This window comes from Bowdeniella massiliensis, from assembly GCF_023634005.1.
Classification (GTDB): Bacteria; Actinomycetota; Actinomycetes; order Actinomycetales; family Actinomycetaceae; genus Bowdeniella; species Bowdeniella massiliensis.
The window spans coordinates 33,656-53,190 of record NZ_JALIQR010000016.1; the positions used below are offsets into that span (position 1 = coordinate 33,656).

Sequence of the window (19,535 nt, forward strand, 5' to 3'; positions counted from 1 at the left end):
AGAAGGGAGATGCATTTGACGAATCGCACAGGTGACCGTAGCCAACAACCGAACTAAGGTTGAACACATGCCGCTGAAACCTCATACCGCCCAGCAATCTCGGGCGAAGCGACCGGCGCAGATCCTGGCGCTCCTGTTGGCCTTTGTCCTGGCCGTGGGAGCGGGCGGGGTCGCGATGGCTGGTCTGACGATGCCGGTCGTCCTCGCGGCGTCAGCGACGACGTCCGCCGGCACCTCGCTGTTTGATGATCTGCCCGACGAGATCCAGATCGATGCGCCCTCCCAGCGCTCGGTCATGCTCGCGGCCGACGGCTCTCGCATCGCGACGTTCTACGCCGATAACCGCATCGTCGTGCCGATTGAGAAGATCAGCGAGAACATTCAGAACGCCGTCGTCTCCATTGAGGACCGGCGCTTTTTTGACCACAAGGGCGTTGATCCGGAAGGCATCGCTCGCGCGCTCGTGAACAATGCGCTGCACGACGACGTCGAGGGCGCCTCGACGCTGACCCAGCAGTACGTGAAGAACGCGCTGATCGAGCGAGCCCGCGTCTCGGGCGATGATGGCGCCGTGCACGACGCGAAGAAGCAGGAATACAGCCGAAAGCTGCGCGAAGCCAAGCTCGCGATCACGTTGGAAAAGCACGCGACCAAGCAGGAAATCCTCAACGGCTACCTCAACATCGCGCCGTTCGGCCCCTCGGTCTACGGCGTGGAAGCCGCCTCCCTGCACTACTTCTCGAAGCACGCCGCCGATCTCACGATCTCCGAGGCGGCCCTGCTCGCGGGTATCACGCAGTCGCCGGCGCGCCACGATCCGATCAAGCACCCGGAGTCGGCCGCCAACCGCCGCGCCCTCGTCCTTGCCGCCATGGAGCGCGATGGCCACATCACCGCCGAGGAGCGCAAGGAAGCCGCGGCCCAGCCCGTGGAGGAGCTGCTTAACGTCCAGGACATGCGCCAGGGCTGCTCGACGGCCGGCACCGCCGCCTACTTCTGCGAGTCCGTCATCCAGCAGATCCTGACTGATGAGCACTTCGGCAAGGATGCCGATGAGCGCCGCCGGCTGCTGTACCGCGGCGGCCTGACGATCAAGACGACGCTCGATCCGGCCAAGCAGAAGGCGGCCTACGACGCCGCCGTTAGCTCGGTCCCCGTCGACGATCCCTCCGGCATTTCGATCGCCGTCAACGCGGTCGAGCCCGGCACCGGCAAGGTCCTTGCCATGGCCCAGAACTCGCCCTACGGCGATCCGACGGAGGCCAACCCGCACGCCCGCAAGATCAACCTCTCGGTTGGCCGGGACCTCGCGGGCGGCTCCGGCTTCCACACCGGTTCGACGGGCAAGGTCTTCACCCTCGTCGAATGGCTGCGCTCCGGGCGCCACCTGTCCGATCGCGTGCTGACCAACCGCGGCGAGTACATGATCAAGCGCGACTTCCAGTCGTGTGAGAACCTCGCCAATACGCCCTACAAGGTCAGGAACATGGAGCTCGGCCCGGGCGGCTACTCGATGTCGGTGCTCGATGCGACCAAGCACTCGGTCAACCGTCCCTACATGGACATGACGACGAAGCTGAACCTGTGCAATATCCGCAAGACGGCCAATGACCTCGGCGCCCTGACCCTCGGTAACGGCAAGCCGCTGAACGCCCTGCCCGCGATGACGCTCGGTGCAAACGAGCTGACCCCGCTGTCGATGGCGAACGTCGGCGCGACGATGGCCGCCGGCGGCAAGCGCTGCACCCCGGTCTTCCTCACCGAGGTCACCAAGCCCAATGGCGATGCCATCGAGGTCCCGCAGATCAGCTGCGAACAGACGGTGGAGCCGAACGTCATCAACACGGCCGTCTACGCGATGCAGCAGGTCATCTCCCCCACAGGCACCGCTAACCGCGCAATCCTGCCCGGCCGCCCGGCCGCCGGCAAAACCGGTACCGCCAACGACAACAAGCACGCCTGGTTCGTCGGATTCACGCCGCAGCTGGCCGCTTCGGTCTGGATGGGCTACGCGGATGGCGATAAGTCGATGAGCTACCAGCGCATTAACGGCGAGTGGACCGGCATGGTCTTCGGTGGCAAGATCCCGGCGCCGACGTGGAAGAACTTCATGCAGGTGGCCCTTGACGGCGTCCCAGCCGCGCAGTTTCCCGCCCCGGATCAGAGCCTCGTGCAGGGCCCGCAGAATCTCGACGAGCGTCCCAGTGGCGACCGGTCGCAGCCGAACGAGCGCGAGAACCGGCGCGGGGAGCGCAGCAGCGATCGCACCGAGGACGTTGCCGTGCCCGGCGTCGTCGGCTACTCCCAGGCCGATGCCACCGCGGTGCTGCGCCGCGCGGGCTTCAACGTCGCGGTCGGTGAGGCCCGCTCCTCCGAGTGGCAGGCCGGCGTCATCATGGGCCAGTCGCCAAGCCGCGCTCCCCGCGGCGCAACGATCACGATCTATCCGTCCTCTGGCCCCGGTAACTAGCCGCCGATGAGTTCGTCACCAGGAACCTCGGCGACCACCTGGGCGCTGCGCGGCCTCGGGGCGGTCACGGCCCTCGGAGCTGCCGTGAGTCTCGGCGCCATCGTCGAGGCACGCGCCGGCTTCATCCGCCGCGAGCACACCCTGCCGATCCTGCCCGCCGGGTCCAAGGATCTGTCCATCCTGCACCTCTCGGACTTCCACCTCCTGCCGAGCATGAAGCTGAAGTCGCGCTGGATCCAGAACCTGCGCGCCCTCGAGCCAGACCTCGTCATCAACACCGGCGACAACATGGCCTCGCGCCAATCCTTCGCGCTCGTGATGGAGACGCTCGAGCCGTTCTTCGACCTGCCCGGCGCCTTCGTGTTCGGCTCGAATGACTACTACGGGCCGACGTGGAAGAACCCGCTGCGCTACCTGTTGCCCGAGGCACGCCGCTCGGCAACCTCCGACGAGGACCGCAAACTCCTCCCCGCCGAGACGCTGGCCGCGAGCATGCGCGCCGCCGGCTGGCACGATCTACGTAACGCCACCGCGAGCCTCACGATCAAGGGGTCGCGCATCGCCATGGTCGGGGTCGATGACCCGCACATTCACTACGACGAACTCCCGGTGACCGAGCTGCCGAGCGATGCCGATCTTCGCCTCGGCCTCACCCACGCCCCCTACTCGCGCGTACTGAACGACTTCGATGCCCTCGGCATCGATCTGGTGCTCGCCGGTCACACCCATGGCGGCCAGGTGAACCTCCCGGGCTATGGCGCCCTCGTCACCAACTGCGATCTGCCTTCCTGGCGTGCCAGCGGCCTGCAGGGCTGGCCCCTGGGCCACCCGGACCCTACGAGCACGCCAGCGGTCCCCTGGCCACCGCTGCGTCGCTCCCCCGAGGCGCTACCTGCCAGCCGAATGTGGGTCCACATCAGCGCCGGGCTAGGAACCTCGCCCTACGCTCCGATTCGACTCTTCCGCCGCCCCGAGGCCTCCCTGCTGACGCTCACCGCTCGCTAACGGCGAGCCGTCCAGAAGTGTGGCGAAGCGGACGCTTGCCAGTTTTTGTTTCGCGTCTAAAGCCCGATATAGTGTTCAGGTCACGGGGTGTGGCGCAGCTTGGTAGCGCGCTTCGTTCGGGACGAAGAGGTCGTGGGTTCAAATCCCGCCACCCCGACAAAAAGGTGTGGTGGCATCGTTGATTCGGTGCCACCACACTTTTGTTTCTGAGCAGGACTATGACGACGGTCGCCGCAATTAATGTCCTCAACATCCCGGTGCGGCAAGAACTGCTGCAGCAGTGGCGCACGTGGTCTGCTCCCGAAGTTCAACCGTTCTTCGTCGCCGAACTACCGCAGGACGTACGAGAGCATCTCCCTAGGGACTCCCGAGGTGATCTTCCCATAGAGGTCATCGACACCTTTAGGCTTACAGTTCTGGCTGGATGGTACTTTCCGAAGCTCAATTCACCGCACTTCCACTATCAATGCGCCGAGCGCTAGCCCACACAAGAGCGCGCGGCTTTCGCTGATCTGGTGGCCGCAATCGCTGCGCGATGCAGGAGATGACCCGGTTCTTCGCTACGTCACCCGCGGCGTCACACCGAGTCAGCACGCCGAAGTCGATCCCGCGACGTGGCGGCGGCCCCAACAAGTTCTGCCCCGCGCGCGAGAGCTTGCGGGAACATTCGCGCCACGCTCCGGCCCGAATTGTTTCGGCACGGTCATGGCGGCTGCCGGCATCAACGGAGCCGACCAGGAATGGATGGAGCAGCCTCCATTTGAACGGTGGCTAGCGGCTCACCCGCAACCGATCCGGGGGCGATCAGCTGATGATCATGCTGGCACGGTCTTGGTATGGCGGCAGCCCGATGGGCTCGCTGTTCATGCGTGCGTCACGATCGGAGACGGATGGGTGTTGAATAAGCCGTCCCAGGAGTGGTGCAGCCCGCGATTCATCTGGTCCACGCGGCACGCGATTTACCACTCTCGCTACCGGGGTACGCATCTGCACCGCGAGGCTCACGCGTTAGCGCGCCGCCGCGTCGGCTTGCTCCGCGACGTAGCGCCGAGCGTAAGCAAGCGCCGATTCCAGCGAATCAAAGGAATGCTCGGCATCACCCAGGGCACCCGCAACTCCGAGCCGCTCAGTCAAGCCCCGATGCGCCGGGTTCAACCCCTTAATTAGCACCAGCATCCCCCGCTCCCGTAGCGACGTCACGATATCTGTCAGTGACCGAGCACCGGTCGCGTCCAAGATACCGACCCGAGATAGCCGCAAAATTACGACGCTCACGCCACGCAACCGCGCGGCTTCCGTTTCGATGCGGTCAGTCACACCAAAGAACATCGCGCCATCGAGCCGCAAAATCGCGATGGTCGCATCCTGCTCCGTTGCCCCTGGGACTTCCTCGCGAGTGATACCCGAGCGTTCCGATAGTTTGCGCAGGATGAAGACCCCAGCGATCCCGATCCCGACCGCGATCGCCTGAATGAGATCTAGGCCGATCGTGATTCCTGCAGTCACGAGGAATACCACCGCGTCGGAGCGGGTGGAACGCAGCACCGAAAACACGGTGTGCCGACTCGTCATCCGGGTTGCCGTCACCATAAGGACGCCCGCGAGCGCAGATAGCGGAATCCGAGACACCAGCCCTGAGGCGAGCAGGACGACACCGACCAAGACGAGCGCATGCACGAGCGATGCGAGTCGCGAGCGGCCTCCTGATCGGATGTTGACGGCGGTGCGGGCAATCGCACCCGTCGCGGGCATCCCACCAAACAGCCCCGACGCAATAGAGGCCAGGCCTTGGCCGAAAAGCTCACGATCCGGCTGGTACGTGCCGCCAGGAATCATCCCGGCCGCGACGCGGGCGGACAGCAGCGATTCGATTGCGGCAAGCAGTGCGACCGCGAGCGCCGGACCAGCCAACGACTGGATGAGCGAAAACGACATTGCTGGCAGTTCGGGCGCAGGCAGCGACGCCGGAATCTCGCCGATCCGCGGGACCGCAAGGCCGCCGAGTTCCGCGACGAGCGTGGCCACGATGACGCCAATCAGCGAGCCGGGCAGCAGCGGATGGATCCGCGGCGCCACGATCGTCGTGGCCGCAACGATTCCCGCCAAGAGCAGCGTCAGCGCGGCGATGGACCACGTCGCATCGAGCGCCGCGTGCCACGCGGCGAGGACCGCGTTGACTCCCGGCACGGCACTTTGCCCCAGGGCACCCGGAACCTGCTGAAAGAAGATGATCGTAGCGATGCCGAGCGTGAACCCCTCAACGACGGGCCACGGAATGAACGATACCGAGCGGCCCAGCCCAAGCACCCCGGCCGCGAGGACCGCGATCCCGGCCATCACCGACAGCAGCGGTACGACGCTGGCACCATGGGTGGCTACGACGGGCGCAAGCACGACGACCATGGCGCCGGTCGGCCCCGAGATCTGCAGGTGAGAGCCACCGAAGATCGCGGCGACGATCCCCGCCACGATCGCGGTGACCAAGCCGGCCGAGGCGCTCAGGCCAGAGGACAGCGAGAAGGCGAGCGCGAGCGGCAGCGCGACGATCCCGACGGTGATACCGGCGAGAATGTCGGTGCGCCAAAACCGCGCGGCGAGGGAATAATCCTCGCGCTGGGGCAAGAGGGCAGAAAAATGCGTACGGATATCCATAAAGAGTGAGACGGGAGTACCAAGACGGCAATCTCACCATAGCCCAGTTGCCGCGAAATTCTGCGACTTTGGTCCCCGCCCCTAGCCGGCGTGGGTACGTCGGCGCAGCGCGAGGATGGCTGCACCGGCCGCTAGCAGCAGCGCGCCGAGCCCGAGCGGCGCCGGAGTAGACGATGTGGGAATCAAGCGGGTGGATATAGCCCGATCGTCCCGCGATTTTTCCCTTGCTCGTCAGGGTGAGCTGGCCGTCGGTGATCGAAGGCATGGAGAGCGCTTTCCGGGGAGGAGACTATATATGCGCCCATGCGTATCGACAATCATTCCCAGCTAACAATCTGCCCGGGGACGCAAACGCCGCCCCGGCTGCAGGGTGGCTGGGGCGGCGGGCGCTTGGGCGCTGCTAGGCGGCGCCGATATTGAGGCTGGCGCCTGGGATGGCTGCCAGCAGCTCGCGGGTGTAGTTCTGCTGGGGGTTGTTGAAGACCTCGTCGGTTGTGGCGTATTCGATGATCTTGCCCTGCTGCATCACCGCGACGTCGTCGGCGAGCTGGCGCACGACGGCGAGGTCGTGGGTGATGAACAGGTAGGACAGGTCGAGTTCGGCCTGCAGGTCGTTCAGCAGCCGCAGGATCTGGTCTTGGACGAGCACGTCGAGGGCGCTGACGGCCTCGTCACACACGACGAGTTCGGGGTTCAGTGCCAAGGCGCGTGCGATCGCGACGCGCTGGCGTTGGCCGCCGGAGAGCTCGTTCGGGTAGCGACGCATCGCTGATTTCGGTAGCGCAACCATCTCAAGCAGGTCGGCGACGCGCTTAGCGCGGTCCGCCTTCTTGCCAACGTTGTGCACCCGCAGCGGCTCTTCGATGATGCGGTAAATCGAGTACATCGGGTCGAGCGAACCGTAGGGGTTTTGGAAGATCGGCTGGACGCGGCGCCGGAACTTAAACAGCTGCGAGCGGTTCAGTTTCCCGACGACGGTGCCATCGAAATTCACTTCGCCTTCGGTGGGTTCGAGCAGGTTGAGCACGATGTTAGCGACAGTGGATTTACCGGAGCCCGACTCCCCCACGAGCGCCATCGTCGTGCCGCGCCGAATCCGGAAGGAGACGTCGTCTACCGCGGTGAAGTCCGTTCCCTGTCCGGGCAGCTTGCCGCGAATCTGGAAGACCTTGGTGAGGTTCTTGACTTCCAGCAAGCTGGAGTCCAGGTCCCTTGCATCGAGGTCTTGCTTCTCGTGGATCGCAGCGCGCGCCTTGGCGGACTCGATGCGCTTGGAGGCCAGCGAGGGCGCCGCGGCGACGAGTCGCTTCGTGTACGGGTGCTGGGGCGATCGCAGGATCTCTAGGGCCGGTCCGGATTCCACGACGCGACCGCGATGCATGACGACGAGGTGCTCGGCGCGTTCCGCGGCGAGCCCAAGGTCATGCGTAATGAAGAGCACTGCCGTGCCCATCTCGGCGGTGAGCCGCTCGAGGTGGTCAAGGATTCGGCGCTGGACCGTCACATCGAGGGCGCTCGTGGGCTCATCGGCGATGAGCAGTTTGGGCCGGTTGGCCAGGCCGATCGCGATGAGCGCGCGCTGGCGCATGCCGCCCGAAAACTCGTGCGGGTACTGCCGCGCTCGCCGTTCGGCATCATCGAGGCCCGCATGTTCGAGGGTTTCGATGACGCGAGCATCGAGGTCCTTTTTCTTGACGCCATTGGCGCGCAGCGCCTCTTTGACCTGGAATCCGATCTTCCACACGGGGTTGAGGTTGGACATCGGGTCCTGTGGCACGAGGCCGATATTGGAGCCGCGCAGGCCAACGATCTGCTTCGGGCTCATCGTGACGATGTCCTTGCCCTCGAACAGGATCTTGCCTCCGGTAACCTTTCCGGTGCCCGGCAACAGGTCGATGATGGCGTGGGCCAGGGTGGATTTACCCGAGCCGGATTCGCCGACGATTGCGACATGTTGACCGGGATAGATCGTCAGGTTTGCGCCGCGCACGGCCGGAACCATGCCCGTGGAGGAACGGAACGCGACGTTGAGGTCTTCGATCTCGAGCAGCGGCTCGCTGCTGGAGCGCTTCGGGGTGTGCTGAGTAGTGGTCATCGTTTCCGCGCCTTCGGATCCAGAGCGTCGCGCACGGCATCGCCCATCATGATGAAGCTAAGGACAGTCGCTGCGAGGAAGCCCGCCGGATAGAACAGGATCTGCGGCATCGAACGCAGCGAGGCTTGCGCCTTGGAAATGTCGGCGCCCCAGCTGACGACCCTGGGCGGTAGTCCAATCCCGAGGAAGGACAGCGTCGCCTCGAGCACGATGAAGATGCCCAGGGAGACGGTCGCGGTGACGATGATCGGAGCCGCGGCATTGGGCATGATGTGGCGCGCCAATGTCGCGAGCTTCGATGAGCCGAGCGCTGTCGAGGCCGTGACGAACTCTTCGTTCTTCACGCTCATGACGGCACCTCGCGTGATGCGCGCGATCTGTGGCCAGCCGAACATCGCGAGAACGGCGATCACCGTCCACACGTTGCGCTGCTGCTTAAACAACTGCATGACGACGATCGCGGCCAGCACGATCGGGATGGCGAAGAACACGTCGGTCACGCGCGCCAGGATCGTATCGACCCAGCCGCCGTAGAAGCCGGCCAGTGCGCCGATGATCGATCCGAGGATCGTCACCGCGAGTGTGGCGAGCACACCCACCGTCACCGATGCCCGAGCGCCGTAGATTGCCCGCGCGTAAATGTCGCAGCCCTGGCGGTCAAAGCCGAAGGGGTGGCCCGGCCGAGCTCGCTCCAGCGAGTTACCGAGCTCGCAGAACGTCGGATCGGTTGAGGAGAAGAGCTGCGGAACAGCGGCGATCGCGATCATCAGGAAGATGAGGACTGCCGAGACCCAGAACAGTGGCCGTCGCTTGAGCGAATCCCACGCTTCGCGCCACAGTGAGGAGGGCGCGCCGTCCGTCTGCACGGCGTCGACAGCTCCCAGCCCGGTTTCGTCCTCTTCTGCGACGAAGCGCTCCTGAACGGGCGCGTCTGCCAGGACTGCGGGACGCGTCGTCTCGGGGAAAAAGTCCTCGGCTGCCTCATGTTCGGCCTGCGAGTCGGCAAGCCCGGGACCGTCGACGTCCTGGGGGCGCTGCCCCATGGCGTCGGCGCCCAGCGGATCAATGTTTCGTTCGTCAGGCATAGCGAATCCTCGGATCGAGAAGTGCGTAGAGCAAGTCCACCAACAGGTTGGCCACGATATAAACCAGCACCAAGACGGTCGTCAGCGACACGACGGTGGGGGCCTCGGACTGTTGGATTGCTCGGAACAATGTGCCTCCGACGCCCGGGATATTGAAGATACCCTCGGTCACGATGGCACCCCCCATGAGTGCACCCAAGTCCGCACCAAGGAAGGTCACGACGGGAATGAGGGAGTTGCGAAGGACGTGCACGATCATGACGCGCTTGCGCGAGAGGCCCTTAGCGGTGGCCGTCCGCACGTGATCGGCCGAGGCCACTTCCGCAACGGAGGTGCGGGTCAGGCGCAGCACGTAGGCAAACGACACGGCGCCGAGCACGATGGCTGGCATCAGCAGCGTCATAAACGAATGGTCACCGCCGACGGTTGGCTTGAGCCACCCCAGCTTGACGCCTATAAAGAACTGCAGAACGAAACCGATGACGAACGTCGGAACCGCAATGACGAAGAGCGAGACCATGAGGACGGTCGCATCGAAGATGCCGCCCTTGCGCAGACCGGCAATGAGGCCAAAGCCGACGCCGAAGATTGTTTCGATGACGAGCGCCATGAGCGCGAGTTTGATGGTGACCGGGTAGGCCTGGGCAATCACTTCGCCGACGGGGCGGCCAGAAAAAGTCGTGCCAAAGTCTAGGAAGAAGATGTTCTTTAAGTAGTTGAGGTACTGCAAAAAGAACGGCTGATCGAGGTGGTATTTGGCGCGAAGTTGGGCCGCTACGGATTCCGATAGGCCGCGTTCGCCACCGAGGGCTTGGATCGGGTCGCCCGGCATCGCGAAAACCATCGCGTAGATCAGCAGGGTGGCCCCAAGGAAGACGGGGATGAGCTGAAGCAGTCGACGTCCCACGTAGTAGAGCATGCGATCTCCTTACACGTGTGGGTGGGAGCGAGGCCGGCTGGCCTCGCTCCCACCGCAAGTTGGACGGATTACTTCTTGGTGACGTTGTACATCAACGGCACAGAGTTCCAGCCGAACTCAACGTTCTCAACCGTGTTGGCCCAGCCACCGGTGACGTTGGAGTACCACAGCGGGATGGACGGGAGGTCCTTGAACAGGACTTCCTGCGCCTTCTGGAAGGAGGTGTTGGCGTCGGCCACGTCGCTGGCGGCCGAGCCTTCCTTCAGCAGGTTGTCGAACTCTTCGGAGCTGTAGTCCGAGTCATTGGAGCCAGCACCGGTGCCGTACAGCGGGCCGAGGAAGTTGAACAGGCCGGGGTAGTCGGCCTGCCAGCCGGTGCGGAAGGCGCCCTTAATCTTGCGATCGGTGACGTCGGAGCGTAGCTCGGCGAACTTCGGGTAGGGCTTACCAACGGCGTCGATACCGAGGGTGTTCTTGATGGAGTTGGCGACTGCGTCGACCCAGGCCTGGTGACCACCATCAGCGTTGTAGGCGAGGGTGAACTCGCCGTCCCACTTGGCGATCTCATCGGCCTTGGCCCACAGTTCCTTGGCCTTGTCGGCATCGAAGGCGAGGACCTCGGAGCCGGGAACGGACTCGGACCAGCCGTCGATGACGGGCGAGGTGAAGTCCTTGGCCGGGGTACGGGTGCCGTTGAAGATCTTCTCGGTGATCTCCTCGCGGTTGATCGCGTGCGAGAGCGCCTGGCGGCGCAGCTGGCCTTCCTCACCTTCGAAGTGCTCGGTCTTGGGAGCGATCGTGAAGGACTGGAAGATCGCGGCGGGCTGGTTGACCGCACGGTCACCAAGCTCGGACTCGAAGTTGGCGAGCGCCGATTCCGGAATCGCGTCGATGACGTCGAGGTTGTCAGCGAGCAGGTCGTTGTAGGCCGCGTCCTGGGTTTCGTAGAACTTCAGCGTGACGCCGCCGTTCTTGGCCTTACGGCCACCGTCGTAGTCCTCGTTCGGGACGAGCTCGACCTGGACGTTGTGCTCCCAAGCGCCTTCCTTGGCGAACTTGTAGGGGCCGTTGCCGATCGGGTTTTCGCCGAAGGCTTCCATATCGTCAAACGCGGCCTTGGGCAGCGGGTAGAAGGCGGAGTAGCCCAGGCGCAGCGGGAAGTCAGCCTCGGGCTGCTTCAGCGTGACCTTGAACGTCGTGGCGTCGACGACCTCGAGGCCCGTGAGGTCCTCGTTGTTGTCCTCCGCAAAGCCCTCAATGGGCTCGAAGAAGTAGGAGGAGAGCTGGGCGTTTTCGGCCTTAGCGCCGTAGTTCCAAGCCTTGACGAAGGACTCGGCGTCGACCGGGTCACCGTTGGTGAACTTCAGGCCGTCCTTGAGCTTGATGGTAAAGACCTTGGAGTCCTCGGTGGAGATGTCCTCGGCCACGGCATTTTGCGCGGCGCCCTTGGCGTCGTAGTAGACGAGGCCCTCGAAGACGAGGTCGATGATCTTACCGCCGCCAACTTCGTTCGTGTTGGTCGGGATCAGCGGGTTCTGCGGCTCGGTGGAGTTCACGGTGACGACGCCGGTTGAGGCACCACCATCACTCGTTTCGTTGCCGCCGCCCGTTGGGGTAGCGGTTGATCCATTAGAGGAGTTCCCGCCGCAGGCAGCCAGCAAGAGGGATGCTGCCGCGATACCGGCGAGGGCGGAGTGGCGACGTAAGGTCACGTTCGGCCTCCCTTTCTCGTTGTGGTCCGGAGCTCGCACACGTGTGCGCGGACACAATTAGTGATTGACGGTAGAGTAACTCAACTCACCCCTCGGCTACGACCTTGCGGCCAAGCTGTAACCACATTGTGACCAGCGCGCGTTTAGTCGCGTGGGCAACACGCGAAAATGGCGGCAGTTTTTTGGCATGGACCGCCAACGGGCTTTCACCGGCCGGCCGCTAATCTGACGAGTATGTCAACGACTACGTATTCTCCAGTCCTCGCCGACGCGGCAATCCCGCACGCTGATAGCCGTGCCGGTCGGATTGCCCGCACGACCGGTCTCATCGTCGCCGGGATCACGCTGACCGCCCTGCTCGCGCGCGTCGAGGTGCCCATGTGGCCGGTGCCGATCACGGGCCAGACTCTCGCTGTGCTGCTCGTCGGCGCGACGCTGGGGATGAAGCGCGGCGCAGGCGCGATGGCAGGGTATGCCGCCGCTGGACTCGCCGGGCTGCCCGTCTTCGCCGGCGGCGCTGCCGGTCCCGCGATGGTCCTTGCGCCGAGCTTTGGCTTCATCCTGGGCTTCATTCCCGCCGCCGCGCTCATCGGATACCTCTCCGAGCGCACGTGGGACCGCAAGCCGTTGCTCGCGATCGCAGGCTTCGGACTCGCCTCGATCATCCCGTTCCTGTTCGGGGTGCCCTACATGGGTGCGGTCTTATCGGCAGCGGGCACGCCCGTGACCTTTGGTCTCCTCATGGAGTGGGGCGTGACTCCGTTCCTGATCGGCGGCGCAATCAAGTGGGCGATTGCCGCCGCGACCCTCCCCCTTGCCTGGAAGGCGATCGGGCGCCCCGGCGCCACCGCCTAGAAAACGAGGAGTGCCCCGGAAGCCGACGCTTCCGGGGCACTTTGCGAATCTCATCGCCATCGTGGCCGTCATCCTCGTCGCGGTGATCGCGGCGATCTGGTTTGTTATCCGCACGACGCGGCGGTGTCAGGCCGAGCGCAGCTCCTCCGCGAAAAGTTCGGCCAGCTGGATCGTGTTGAGGGCCGCGCCCTTGCGCAGGTTGTCTCCAGACACCACGAAGGCAAGGCCGCGTCCGTCCGGCACGGACTGATCCTGGCGGATCCGCCCGACGAGCGAGGGGTCGGTGCCGGCGGCCGCGAGCGGGGTGGGAACGTCCACGACCCTGACGCCAGGAGCGTCGGCCAGCAATTCGGCTGCGCGCTGTGGCGTGATGGGCTCGGCGAACTCGGCATTGATCGTGAGCGTGTGGCCGGTGTAGACCGGCACTCGCACGCACGTGCCTGCGACCGCGAGCTCGGGGATGTTCAGGATCCGGCGGGATTCGTTGCGGAGCTTTTGCTCCTCGTCGGTCTCATTCGATCCGTCGTCGACAAGCGCGCCAGCAAGCGGCACGACGTTGCATCCGATGGGTGCGACATAGACGCGCGGCTCGGGCAGGTCGATCGCGGCGCCGTCGGTGACGAGTGCGGCGGGCTCGGCCGCGAGAACTGCGCGCAGCTGGCCGGTGAGTTCCTCAACGCCCGCCAGGCCCGATCCGGAGACGGCCTGGTAGGAGGAGACGATGAGGCGCGTCAGGCCGGCTTCGTCATGCAGCACCTTGAGTACGGGCATGGCCGCCATCGTCGTGCAGTTGGGGTTCGCGATGATGCCCTTGGGGCGGTTCGCGAGGTCGGCGGGGTTGACCTCGGCGACGACGAGGGGGACGTCGGGGTCCTTGCGCCAGGCCGAGGAGTTGTCGACAACGATCGCGCCAGCGGCCGCGAACTTCGGCGCGTAGGTGGTGGAGGTGGCGCCGCCCGCGGAGAACAGGGCGATGTCGATGCCGGAAAGGTCGGCGGTGGCGACGTCTTCGACGGTGATGTCCGATCCGCGGTAGTTCAGCGTCTTACCCGCCGAGCGGGCGGAGGCGAAGAAGCGAATGGCGGTGGCGGGAAAATCGCGCTCGGCAAGCAGATCGCGCATGACTTCGCCGACCTGGCCGGTCGCGCCGACTACGGCAAGGGTGAGGTTCATCGTCCGGTTCCTCCATATACGACGGCTTCGGTGGTGGATGCATCGAGGTCGAAGGCCGCGTGCACGGCCTTGAGCGCCGCGGGGAGATCCTCGGCGGCGACCACGACGGAGATTCGGATCTCCGAGGTGGAGATCATGTGGATGTTGACGCCGGCCTCGAACAGGGCGCCAAACAGCGCGGCCGAGATACCGGTGTGGGTTCGCATGCCGGCACCCACGAGCGAGAGGATGCCGATCGACTCGGTGTAGGTCAGGCCCGTGAAGCCGAGATCGTCTTCGGCGGCCTCCAGCGCGGCGAGGGTGGACTTGGCCTGGTCCATGGGCAGCGTGAAGGAGATATCGGTGCGCGCCGAATCCGAGGAGACGTTCTGCACGATCGTGTCGACGTTGGCGTCGGCGGCGGCACACACGTGGAAGATGCGGGCCGCGACGCCGGGGCGGTCGGGGCAGCCGAGAACGGTGATCTTGCCCTGGGAGGCGTCATGGGCGACGCCCGCGATGATCGGATCTTCCATCGGGTCCTCCTTGGTGGGATTGCGCACCCAGGTGCCTTCCAGGTCGGAAAACGAGGAACGCACGTGCAGCGGAACGTTGTAGCGGCGAGCGAATTCGACGGCGCGCAGGTGCAGGATCTTGGCGCCATGCGCGGCCAGTTCGAGGGTTTCTTCCGTCGTGATGACGGGAATGCGACGAGCCGTGGGCACGACGCGGGGGTCGGCGGTGAAGATGCCGTCGACGTCGGTGTAGATTTCGCAGACGTCGGCCTTCAGGGCTGCCGCCAGCGCTACAGCGGTGGTATCGGAGCCGCCACGGCCCAGGGTCGTGACGTCGTTATCGTCGTTGACCCCCTGGAATCCTGCGACGATGGCGACCTGGCCCTCGGCGAGGCTGCGCACGATGCGTTCGGGCGCCATCTGCTTGATTTGGGCGCGGCCGTAGGCGGTATCGGTCAGGACGCCGGCCTGCTGGCCGGTGTAGGAGCGGGCAGGCACGCCGCGAGCGTTGATCGCCATCGCGAGCAGCGACATCGAGATGCGTTCGCCGGCGGTGAGCAGGATGTCCATCTCACGCGCGGGTGGCTCGCTCGTAATGGCAGCGGCGAGGTCGAGGAGCTCGTCGGTGGAGTCGCCCATCGCGGAGACCACGACGACGACATCGTTGCCAGCCCGCTTTGTGGCGGCGACGCGATCGGCAACGCGGGCCAAGCCGGCGGCATCAGCGACCGAGGATCCGCCGAATTTCTGGACGATTAACGCCATGGCAACCTTCCTGGGGTCTCGTGTTGCTCGATGCTAGGCACCGGGCGGCCAGGACTTTCCAGGAATACCACCATGTGGGCAGTTACAGCCGTCGGCGTCCCTCGAAGGCGCGGCCGAGGGTGACCTCGTCGGCGTATTCCAGATCGCCCCCCACGGGCAGGCCCGAGGCAAGGCGGGAGACTGGCACCCCGAGGCCGCGCAGCATCCGCGCGAGGTAGGCCGCAGTGGCCTCGCCCTCGATGTTGGGGTCGGTCGCGATGATGACCTCGCTGACGTCACTCGTTGTGAGTCTCGTCATAAGGTCCTGGATGCGTAGGTCGCCGGGGCCGACACCGTTGATGGGATCGATCGCGCCGCCCAGCACGTGGTAGCGGCCGCGAAATTCCCGCGTGCGCTCGATCGCGGCGACGTCCTTGGGTTCTTCGACGACGCAGATAATGTCATCGCTGCGGCGTGGATCGGCGCAGATTCGGCACAGTTCGGCTTCCGCGACGTTGCCGCAGACTTCGCAGAAGTGGACTTTGTCCTTCACGATCTGGATCGCGGAGGCGAGGGCATCAACGCGGTCCTTGTCGGCCGCGAGGAGATAGAACGCGATGCGCTGAGCGGACTTCGGGCCGATGCCAGGCAGCTGGCCGAGTTCGTCGATGAGGTCTTGCAGGGCGCCGTCATAGATCGCCATTACGTCTCGTCAATCTCCTCGAGCACAACGCCGCCGAGTTCGGCTTTCAAGAGCTGGACGCCGCTGAGTTCGGACTCGGCATCGTCGACCACCTGATCATCGTCGCTGGCGCCGCCGTATTCGTCCTCATCGTCGGGAGGCTCACTCGGCTCCGGGCCATCGGTATGAGCCTCGGCCTGCGGCGTCGCCGAGCCGGTCAGCGGGGAGGCGACATCGGGCCGCTTGAGCTCCGGCTGGGCGGTGTTCGTTTCGCGGCCTCGCTCATCGACGTGATCGGACGGAAAGGGCACTCCCGGCATCGGAACCCCGGGGGCGGGTTTTTCGGATTTAGCGGGGGCCGGCGCATCAGCTGGCATTGGCACACCAGGCTTGCGCGGCGCCGGCCAGTTCCCTGTAGCCGGTTCCTCCTGCTGCTCGGGCGCGGGCTCAGGCCGCTGGGGCTCCTGCCGGACGGGCTCAGGCCGCTGGGGCTCCTGCCGGACGGGCTCGGGCCGCTGCGGCGCGGGCTGCGGTGAGGGCGAGGGCTCCGGTGCCGGTTGCGGCTCCTTCTTCGCGGGCGCAACCGGTGCGGCATCATTCGCGCCGACCTGCTCGCCGTGCACGGTCACGCGGAGGCCGACGGCCTGGAAGATCGCTTCGGCAAGGTGCTCGGCATGGGGACCGTTCTCAAACCGTTGCCGCAGCGGGTCAATCTGGAAGAGCACGGGGACGCTATCGCCCGAGACGGCACCGACGACAGCGTGATCCTGCACGAGGGTCCACGTAACACGGCTGATGCCTTTGAGCACCTCCAGCACTTCGTCCCAGCGCCGGCGCAACATGTCGGCGTCCTCGGCCGATGCGCCCCGCTCCGCTTCGGCGGGTGCGGGCGCCTGCTTTGGTTCGCGTTGCGCTTCGGGTGCTGGTGCCTGCTTCGGCTCGCGTTGTGCCTCCGGCGCGGGCTGTGGCTGCTCCTTGCGCTCGGGCTCGGGCACCTGCTGCGCTCGCTCCTCGCGCGCCGGCTCGGGCTTGCTCGCAGCGGGTGCGGGCTCTGGCCGTTGCGGGGCGTTAGGCTGCTGCTCCTGTCCGCTCGCCCTACCGAATTTTGGCATCTGCGGCAGGGGCCGGTCCGCGGGGCGGGGCATCCGCTCGGCAGGAACGCTCCCCTGCGCCGGTACGGCCTCAGCTGCGGGAGCCTCGGGCTGCGTCTGGGCGAGGATGAGCCGGGCACACAACAGCTCGAGCTGCAGCCTGGGCGATGTCGCGCCGGACATATCGATCAGCGCGTCGTGCACCGCATCCGCCGAGACCGATGCGCGGCGGGCCCCGAGTTGGCTCGCCTGGTGAGCCATGCGTTCGAGCTGATCATCGGGAACGCCGTGGATGGCGTCACGTCCCGCATCGCCCGCGATCGCGAGGACGACGAGGTCGCGGAGTCGCTGCAGCAGGTCCTCGGTAAAACGCTTGGGATCGTGACCGGATTCGACGACGTGGTCAACGACGCGGAACAGTGCCGCGCCATCGATGCCCGACATTGCGCCGACGGCATCATCAAGCAGCCCCGCCGAGGTGTAGCCCAACAGCTGGGCTGCGCGCTCGTAGCCAATCTCGCCGTCGATGGCGCCGGCCATGAGTTGGTCGAGCACGGAAAGCGAATCACGCACCGATCCCCCGCCGGCACGCACGACGAGCGGCACTACGCCCTTGTCGATCTGGATGCTCTCGGCCTCGCACAGGTGGTTGAGGTAGGCGGAGAGTTGCTCGGGCGGAACCAGGCGGAAGGGGTAGTGATGCGTGCGCGAGCGAATCGTGCCGATGACCTTTTCCGGCTCGGTCGTCGCGAAGATGAACTTCACATGCGCGGGCGGCTCTTCAACGATCTTCAGCAGAGCGTTAAACCCCTGCGGCGTGACCATGTGGGCCTCATCGAGGATGAAGATTTTGAACCGATCCCGCGCGGGAGCAAAGGCGGCGCGCTCGCGCAGGTCGCGGGCATCATCGACGCCATTGTGGGAGGCCGCGTCAATCTCAACGACGTCTAGCGAACCGCTGCCGCCGCGGGCGAGATCCACACACGACGGGCATGTCCCGCATGGAGTGTCCGTCGGGCCTTCGGCGCAGTTCAGGCAGCGCGCAAAGATTCGCGCCGACGTTGTTTTACCGCAGCCGCGCGGCCCCGAAAACAAGTAGGCGTGAGAGATTCGGTCAGCCCGCAATGCCGCGGTCAGCGGTTCGGTGACATGCTCTTGCCCGATCACTTCAGCAAAGGTCTCGGGTCGATAGCGGCGATACAGGGCGGTACTCACCCTTGAAGCATAGGGCGAAGGACGGACATCGTCAGCCCGGTCAAGCAGCCTGGGGATAGCAAGGACCCCCACGCACCCGCCAGAGCTCACTTACCCTTGCTGCATTCCTGCCCTGGGGGAGTTGGGTGAGATAACGTCACGTGGGGGCCACCGACTACTGTAACCGATAGTTGCGGTCATCGTCACGTCGGCAAAGCTGCGCCAGATTCGACGCTGGCCCACAAAGCCGCTAATATTACTGATTGCACATCATCGATGTGTCCATCCAGGAGGATTCGCCTAGTGGCCTATGGCGCACGCTTGGAAAGCGTGTTGGGTGCAAGCCCTCGGGGGTTCGAATCCCCCATCCTCCGCCACATTTTTCGCGATGATTATGCGAAAAACACGCCCTGCTAGTAGCCCGCCTACCGGCAGGGTTTCGTGCATTTATCGGTCATAGCAGCAAGGACACGACCTAGCGAACCTCGGGCCGGAAGAAGTCCATCGGAACATCGAGCTGCTTGGCGTGGTCCCAAGGTTGCGCCCAGCCCCCGATCTCGATCAGCCCATCCAGCAGATGAGCGGTAAAGCCCCAGATAAAGAGGTCATCGACGACGAAGGCGGGACCTTTATAGCCGTGCATGAGGGTCGCGGTCGCACGATGATCGGGATCGGCGAGCTGGGAGATGTGAAGCTGGTGGACACTCGCGACCTCGCCGGTGTCCTTGGCATAAAGCTCGCCCGGCTCCCCCACCGTGCCAACGACGGGCGTGACGGCAAAATCCGAGCCACCGGTCCGGTGGTCCGCGAGATGCCCGAGGACCCGCACCCGCTCGGGGGCGAGGTCCACTTCCTCGTGGGCTTCGCGCAACGCCGCTTCAATCGCATTCTCGCCGGCTTCGATGGATCCACCGGGAAGCGCGACTTGGCCCGGGTGGGATCGTAGCGCCGCGGCGCGGCGCACCATGATGATGACCGGATCCTCCTCGTGGCTGAGGGCGGCAAGGACTGCGGCCGTCCGCAGTTTGCGGCCATCGTCGGTCACAGCGAGGGGCCGCTCGGCACTCGGAACGGAGGCGAGGTGGGTGCGAAGCCGCTCTTCCCAGGCAAACGTCGAGCTCATAGGCTCACCCTAGCGTCCATCATGCGGACGGCAGGGGGTGATGGGAGCAAGCGCTCGTTAGGTTGGCGGGACATCTATCCAGAGCAGCCGAGAGTCCTGGCTCGATAACGCTGCAGCAACCCGCCGCCCATGCGGCCCCGGTGCTAACGCCAGGTGCGATGGAGGTTTTGTCCATGACACGAATGCTCGCCGCGGTGTGAGACCGCAGTTACCCCGGCACTGCTCGGGGTACGACGCCCCA

Annotated in this window: 15 protein-coding genes, 2 tRNA genes, 1 other RNA gene and 1 riboswitch; of the genes, 6 read left to right on the plus strand and 12 right to left on the minus strand. The window is 65.2% G+C overall.

What is annotated here, in order from left to right; genetic code table 11:
- The first annotated feature begins 67 nt into the window (after positions 1 to 67).
- The 4 genes from MUN85_RS10960 (at position 68) to MUN85_RS10975 (ending at position 3,957) form a co-directional block, all read left to right on the plus strand.
- Positions 68 to 2,470, plus strand: coding sequence for a penicillin-binding protein (locus MUN85_RS10960; protein WP_250506728.1), 2,403 nt, complete (start codon positions 68 to 70; stop codon positions 2,468 to 2,470).
- 6 nt (positions 2,471 to 2,476) lie between these two features.
- The gene (locus MUN85_RS10965) at positions 2,477 to 3,475 is read left to right on the plus strand and encodes a metallophosphoesterase (protein WP_250506729.1); all 999 of its coding nucleotides are present in this window, start codon (positions 2,477 to 2,479) and stop codon (positions 3,473 to 3,475) included.
- Positions 3,476 to 3,558: 83 nt separating this feature from the next.
- A tRNA-Pro gene (locus tag MUN85_RS10970) sits at positions 3,559 to 3,632 on the plus strand.
- A 61-nt stretch (positions 3,633 to 3,693) separates the two neighbouring features.
- On the plus strand, positions 3,694 to 3,957 hold the full coding sequence (locus MUN85_RS10975; RefSeq protein ID WP_250506730.1) for a hypothetical protein: 264 nt from the start codon (positions 3,694 to 3,696) through the stop codon (positions 3,955 to 3,957).
- 526 nt (positions 3,958 to 4,483) lie between these two features.
- Here MUN85_RS10975 and MUN85_RS10980 read toward each other — a convergent pair.
- The 6 genes from MUN85_RS10980 to MUN85_RS11005 all read right to left on the minus strand — a co-directional run bounded on the left by MUN85_RS10980 (position 4,484) and on the right by MUN85_RS11005 (position 11,938).
- The gene (locus tag MUN85_RS10980) at positions 4,484 to 6,097 is read right to left on the minus strand and encodes a SulP family inorganic anion transporter (RefSeq protein ID WP_250506731.1); all 1,614 of its coding nucleotides are present in this window, start codon (positions 6,095 to 6,097) and stop codon (positions 4,484 to 4,486) included.
- Positions 6,098 to 6,208: 111 nt separating this feature from the next.
- Positions 6,209 to 6,313: an LPXTG cell wall anchor domain-containing protein gene (locus MUN85_RS10985; RefSeq protein ID WP_250506732.1), complete on the minus strand. Its 105-nt coding sequence runs from the start codon at positions 6,311 to 6,313 to the stop codon at positions 6,209 to 6,211.
- Positions 6,314 to 6,527: 214 nt separating this feature from the next.
- The gene (locus tag MUN85_RS10990) at positions 6,528 to 8,222 is read right to left on the minus strand and encodes a dipeptide ABC transporter ATP-binding protein (RefSeq protein ID WP_250506733.1); all 1,695 of its coding nucleotides are present in this window, start codon (positions 8,220 to 8,222) and stop codon (positions 6,528 to 6,530) included.
- On the minus strand, positions 8,219 to 9,307 hold the full coding sequence (locus tag MUN85_RS10995; RefSeq protein WP_250506734.1) for an ABC transporter permease: 1,089 nt from the start codon (positions 9,305 to 9,307) through the stop codon (positions 8,219 to 8,221). The genes MUN85_RS10990 and MUN85_RS10995 overlap by 4 nt, the downstream gene beginning before the upstream one ends.
- Positions 9,300 to 10,226: an ABC transporter permease gene (locus tag MUN85_RS11000; protein ID WP_250506735.1), complete on the minus strand. Its 927-nt coding sequence runs from the start codon at positions 10,224 to 10,226 to the stop codon at positions 9,300 to 9,302. The genes MUN85_RS10995 and MUN85_RS11000 overlap by 8 nt, the downstream gene beginning before the upstream one ends.
- Before the next feature lie 68 nt (positions 10,227 to 10,294).
- On the minus strand, positions 10,295 to 11,938 hold the full coding sequence (locus tag MUN85_RS11005; RefSeq protein WP_250506736.1) for a peptide ABC transporter substrate-binding protein: 1,644 nt from the start codon (positions 11,936 to 11,938) through the stop codon (positions 10,295 to 10,297).
- Positions 11,939 to 12,172: 234 nt separating this feature from the next.
- On the opposite strand from MUN85_RS11005, the gene MUN85_RS11010 reads away from it, so the two are divergent.
- A complete protein-coding gene (locus MUN85_RS11010) occupies positions 12,173 to 12,793 on the plus strand; it encodes a biotin transporter BioY (RefSeq protein ID WP_250506737.1) in 621 nt (206 codons plus the stop codon).
- Positions 12,794 to 12,919: 126 nt separating this feature from the next.
- Here MUN85_RS11010 and MUN85_RS11015 read toward each other — a convergent pair whose 3' ends face one another.
- From MUN85_RS11015 to ffs, 5 genes are all read right to left on the minus strand, one after another.
- The gene (locus MUN85_RS11015) at positions 12,920 to 13,966 is read right to left on the minus strand and encodes an aspartate-semialdehyde dehydrogenase (RefSeq protein ID WP_250506738.1); all 1,047 of its coding nucleotides are present in this window, start codon (positions 13,964 to 13,966) and stop codon (positions 12,920 to 12,922) included.
- The gene (locus tag MUN85_RS11020; protein WP_250506739.1) at positions 13,963 to 15,225 is read right to left on the minus strand and encodes an aspartate kinase; all 1,263 of its coding nucleotides are present in this window, start codon (positions 15,223 to 15,225) and stop codon (positions 13,963 to 13,965) included. Before MUN85_RS11020 ends, MUN85_RS11015 begins: the two co-directional genes overlap by 4 nt.
- An 82-nt stretch (positions 15,226 to 15,307) precedes the next feature.
- Positions 15,308 to 15,907: a recombination mediator RecR gene (gene recR / locus MUN85_RS11025; RefSeq protein ID WP_250506740.1), complete on the minus strand. Its 600-nt coding sequence runs from the start codon at positions 15,905 to 15,907 to the stop codon at positions 15,308 to 15,310.
- Positions 15,907 to 18,192 (minus strand): DNA polymerase III subunit gamma and tau, encoded by a 2,286-nt coding sequence (locus MUN85_RS11030; RefSeq protein WP_348647977.1) that lies wholly within the window; start codon positions 18,190 to 18,192, stop codon positions 15,907 to 15,909. The genes recR and MUN85_RS11030 overlap by 1 nt, the downstream gene beginning before the upstream one ends.
- A gap of 57 nt (positions 18,193 to 18,249) precedes the next feature.
- Positions 18,250 to 18,344, minus strand: an RNA gene (gene ffs / locus MUN85_RS11035) — signal recognition particle sRNA small type.
- A 116-nt stretch (positions 18,345 to 18,460) separates the two neighbouring features.
- Between ffs and MUN85_RS11040 the strand changes: the two genes are divergently transcribed.
- Positions 18,461 to 18,548: transfer RNA gene (locus MUN85_RS11040), tRNA-Ser, on the plus strand.
- Positions 18,549 to 18,646: 98 nt separating this feature from the next.
- Here the strand turns inward: MUN85_RS11040 and MUN85_RS11045 are convergent.
- Positions 18,647 to 19,294: an NUDIX hydrolase gene (locus MUN85_RS11045; RefSeq protein WP_092561644.1), complete on the minus strand. Its 648-nt coding sequence runs from the start codon at positions 19,292 to 19,294 to the stop codon at positions 18,647 to 18,649.
- Positions 19,295 to 19,365: 71 nt separating this feature from the next.
- A riboswitch (SAM riboswitch) is annotated at positions 19,366 to 19,459 on the plus strand.
- Positions 19,460 to 19,535 lie beyond the last annotated feature (76 nt).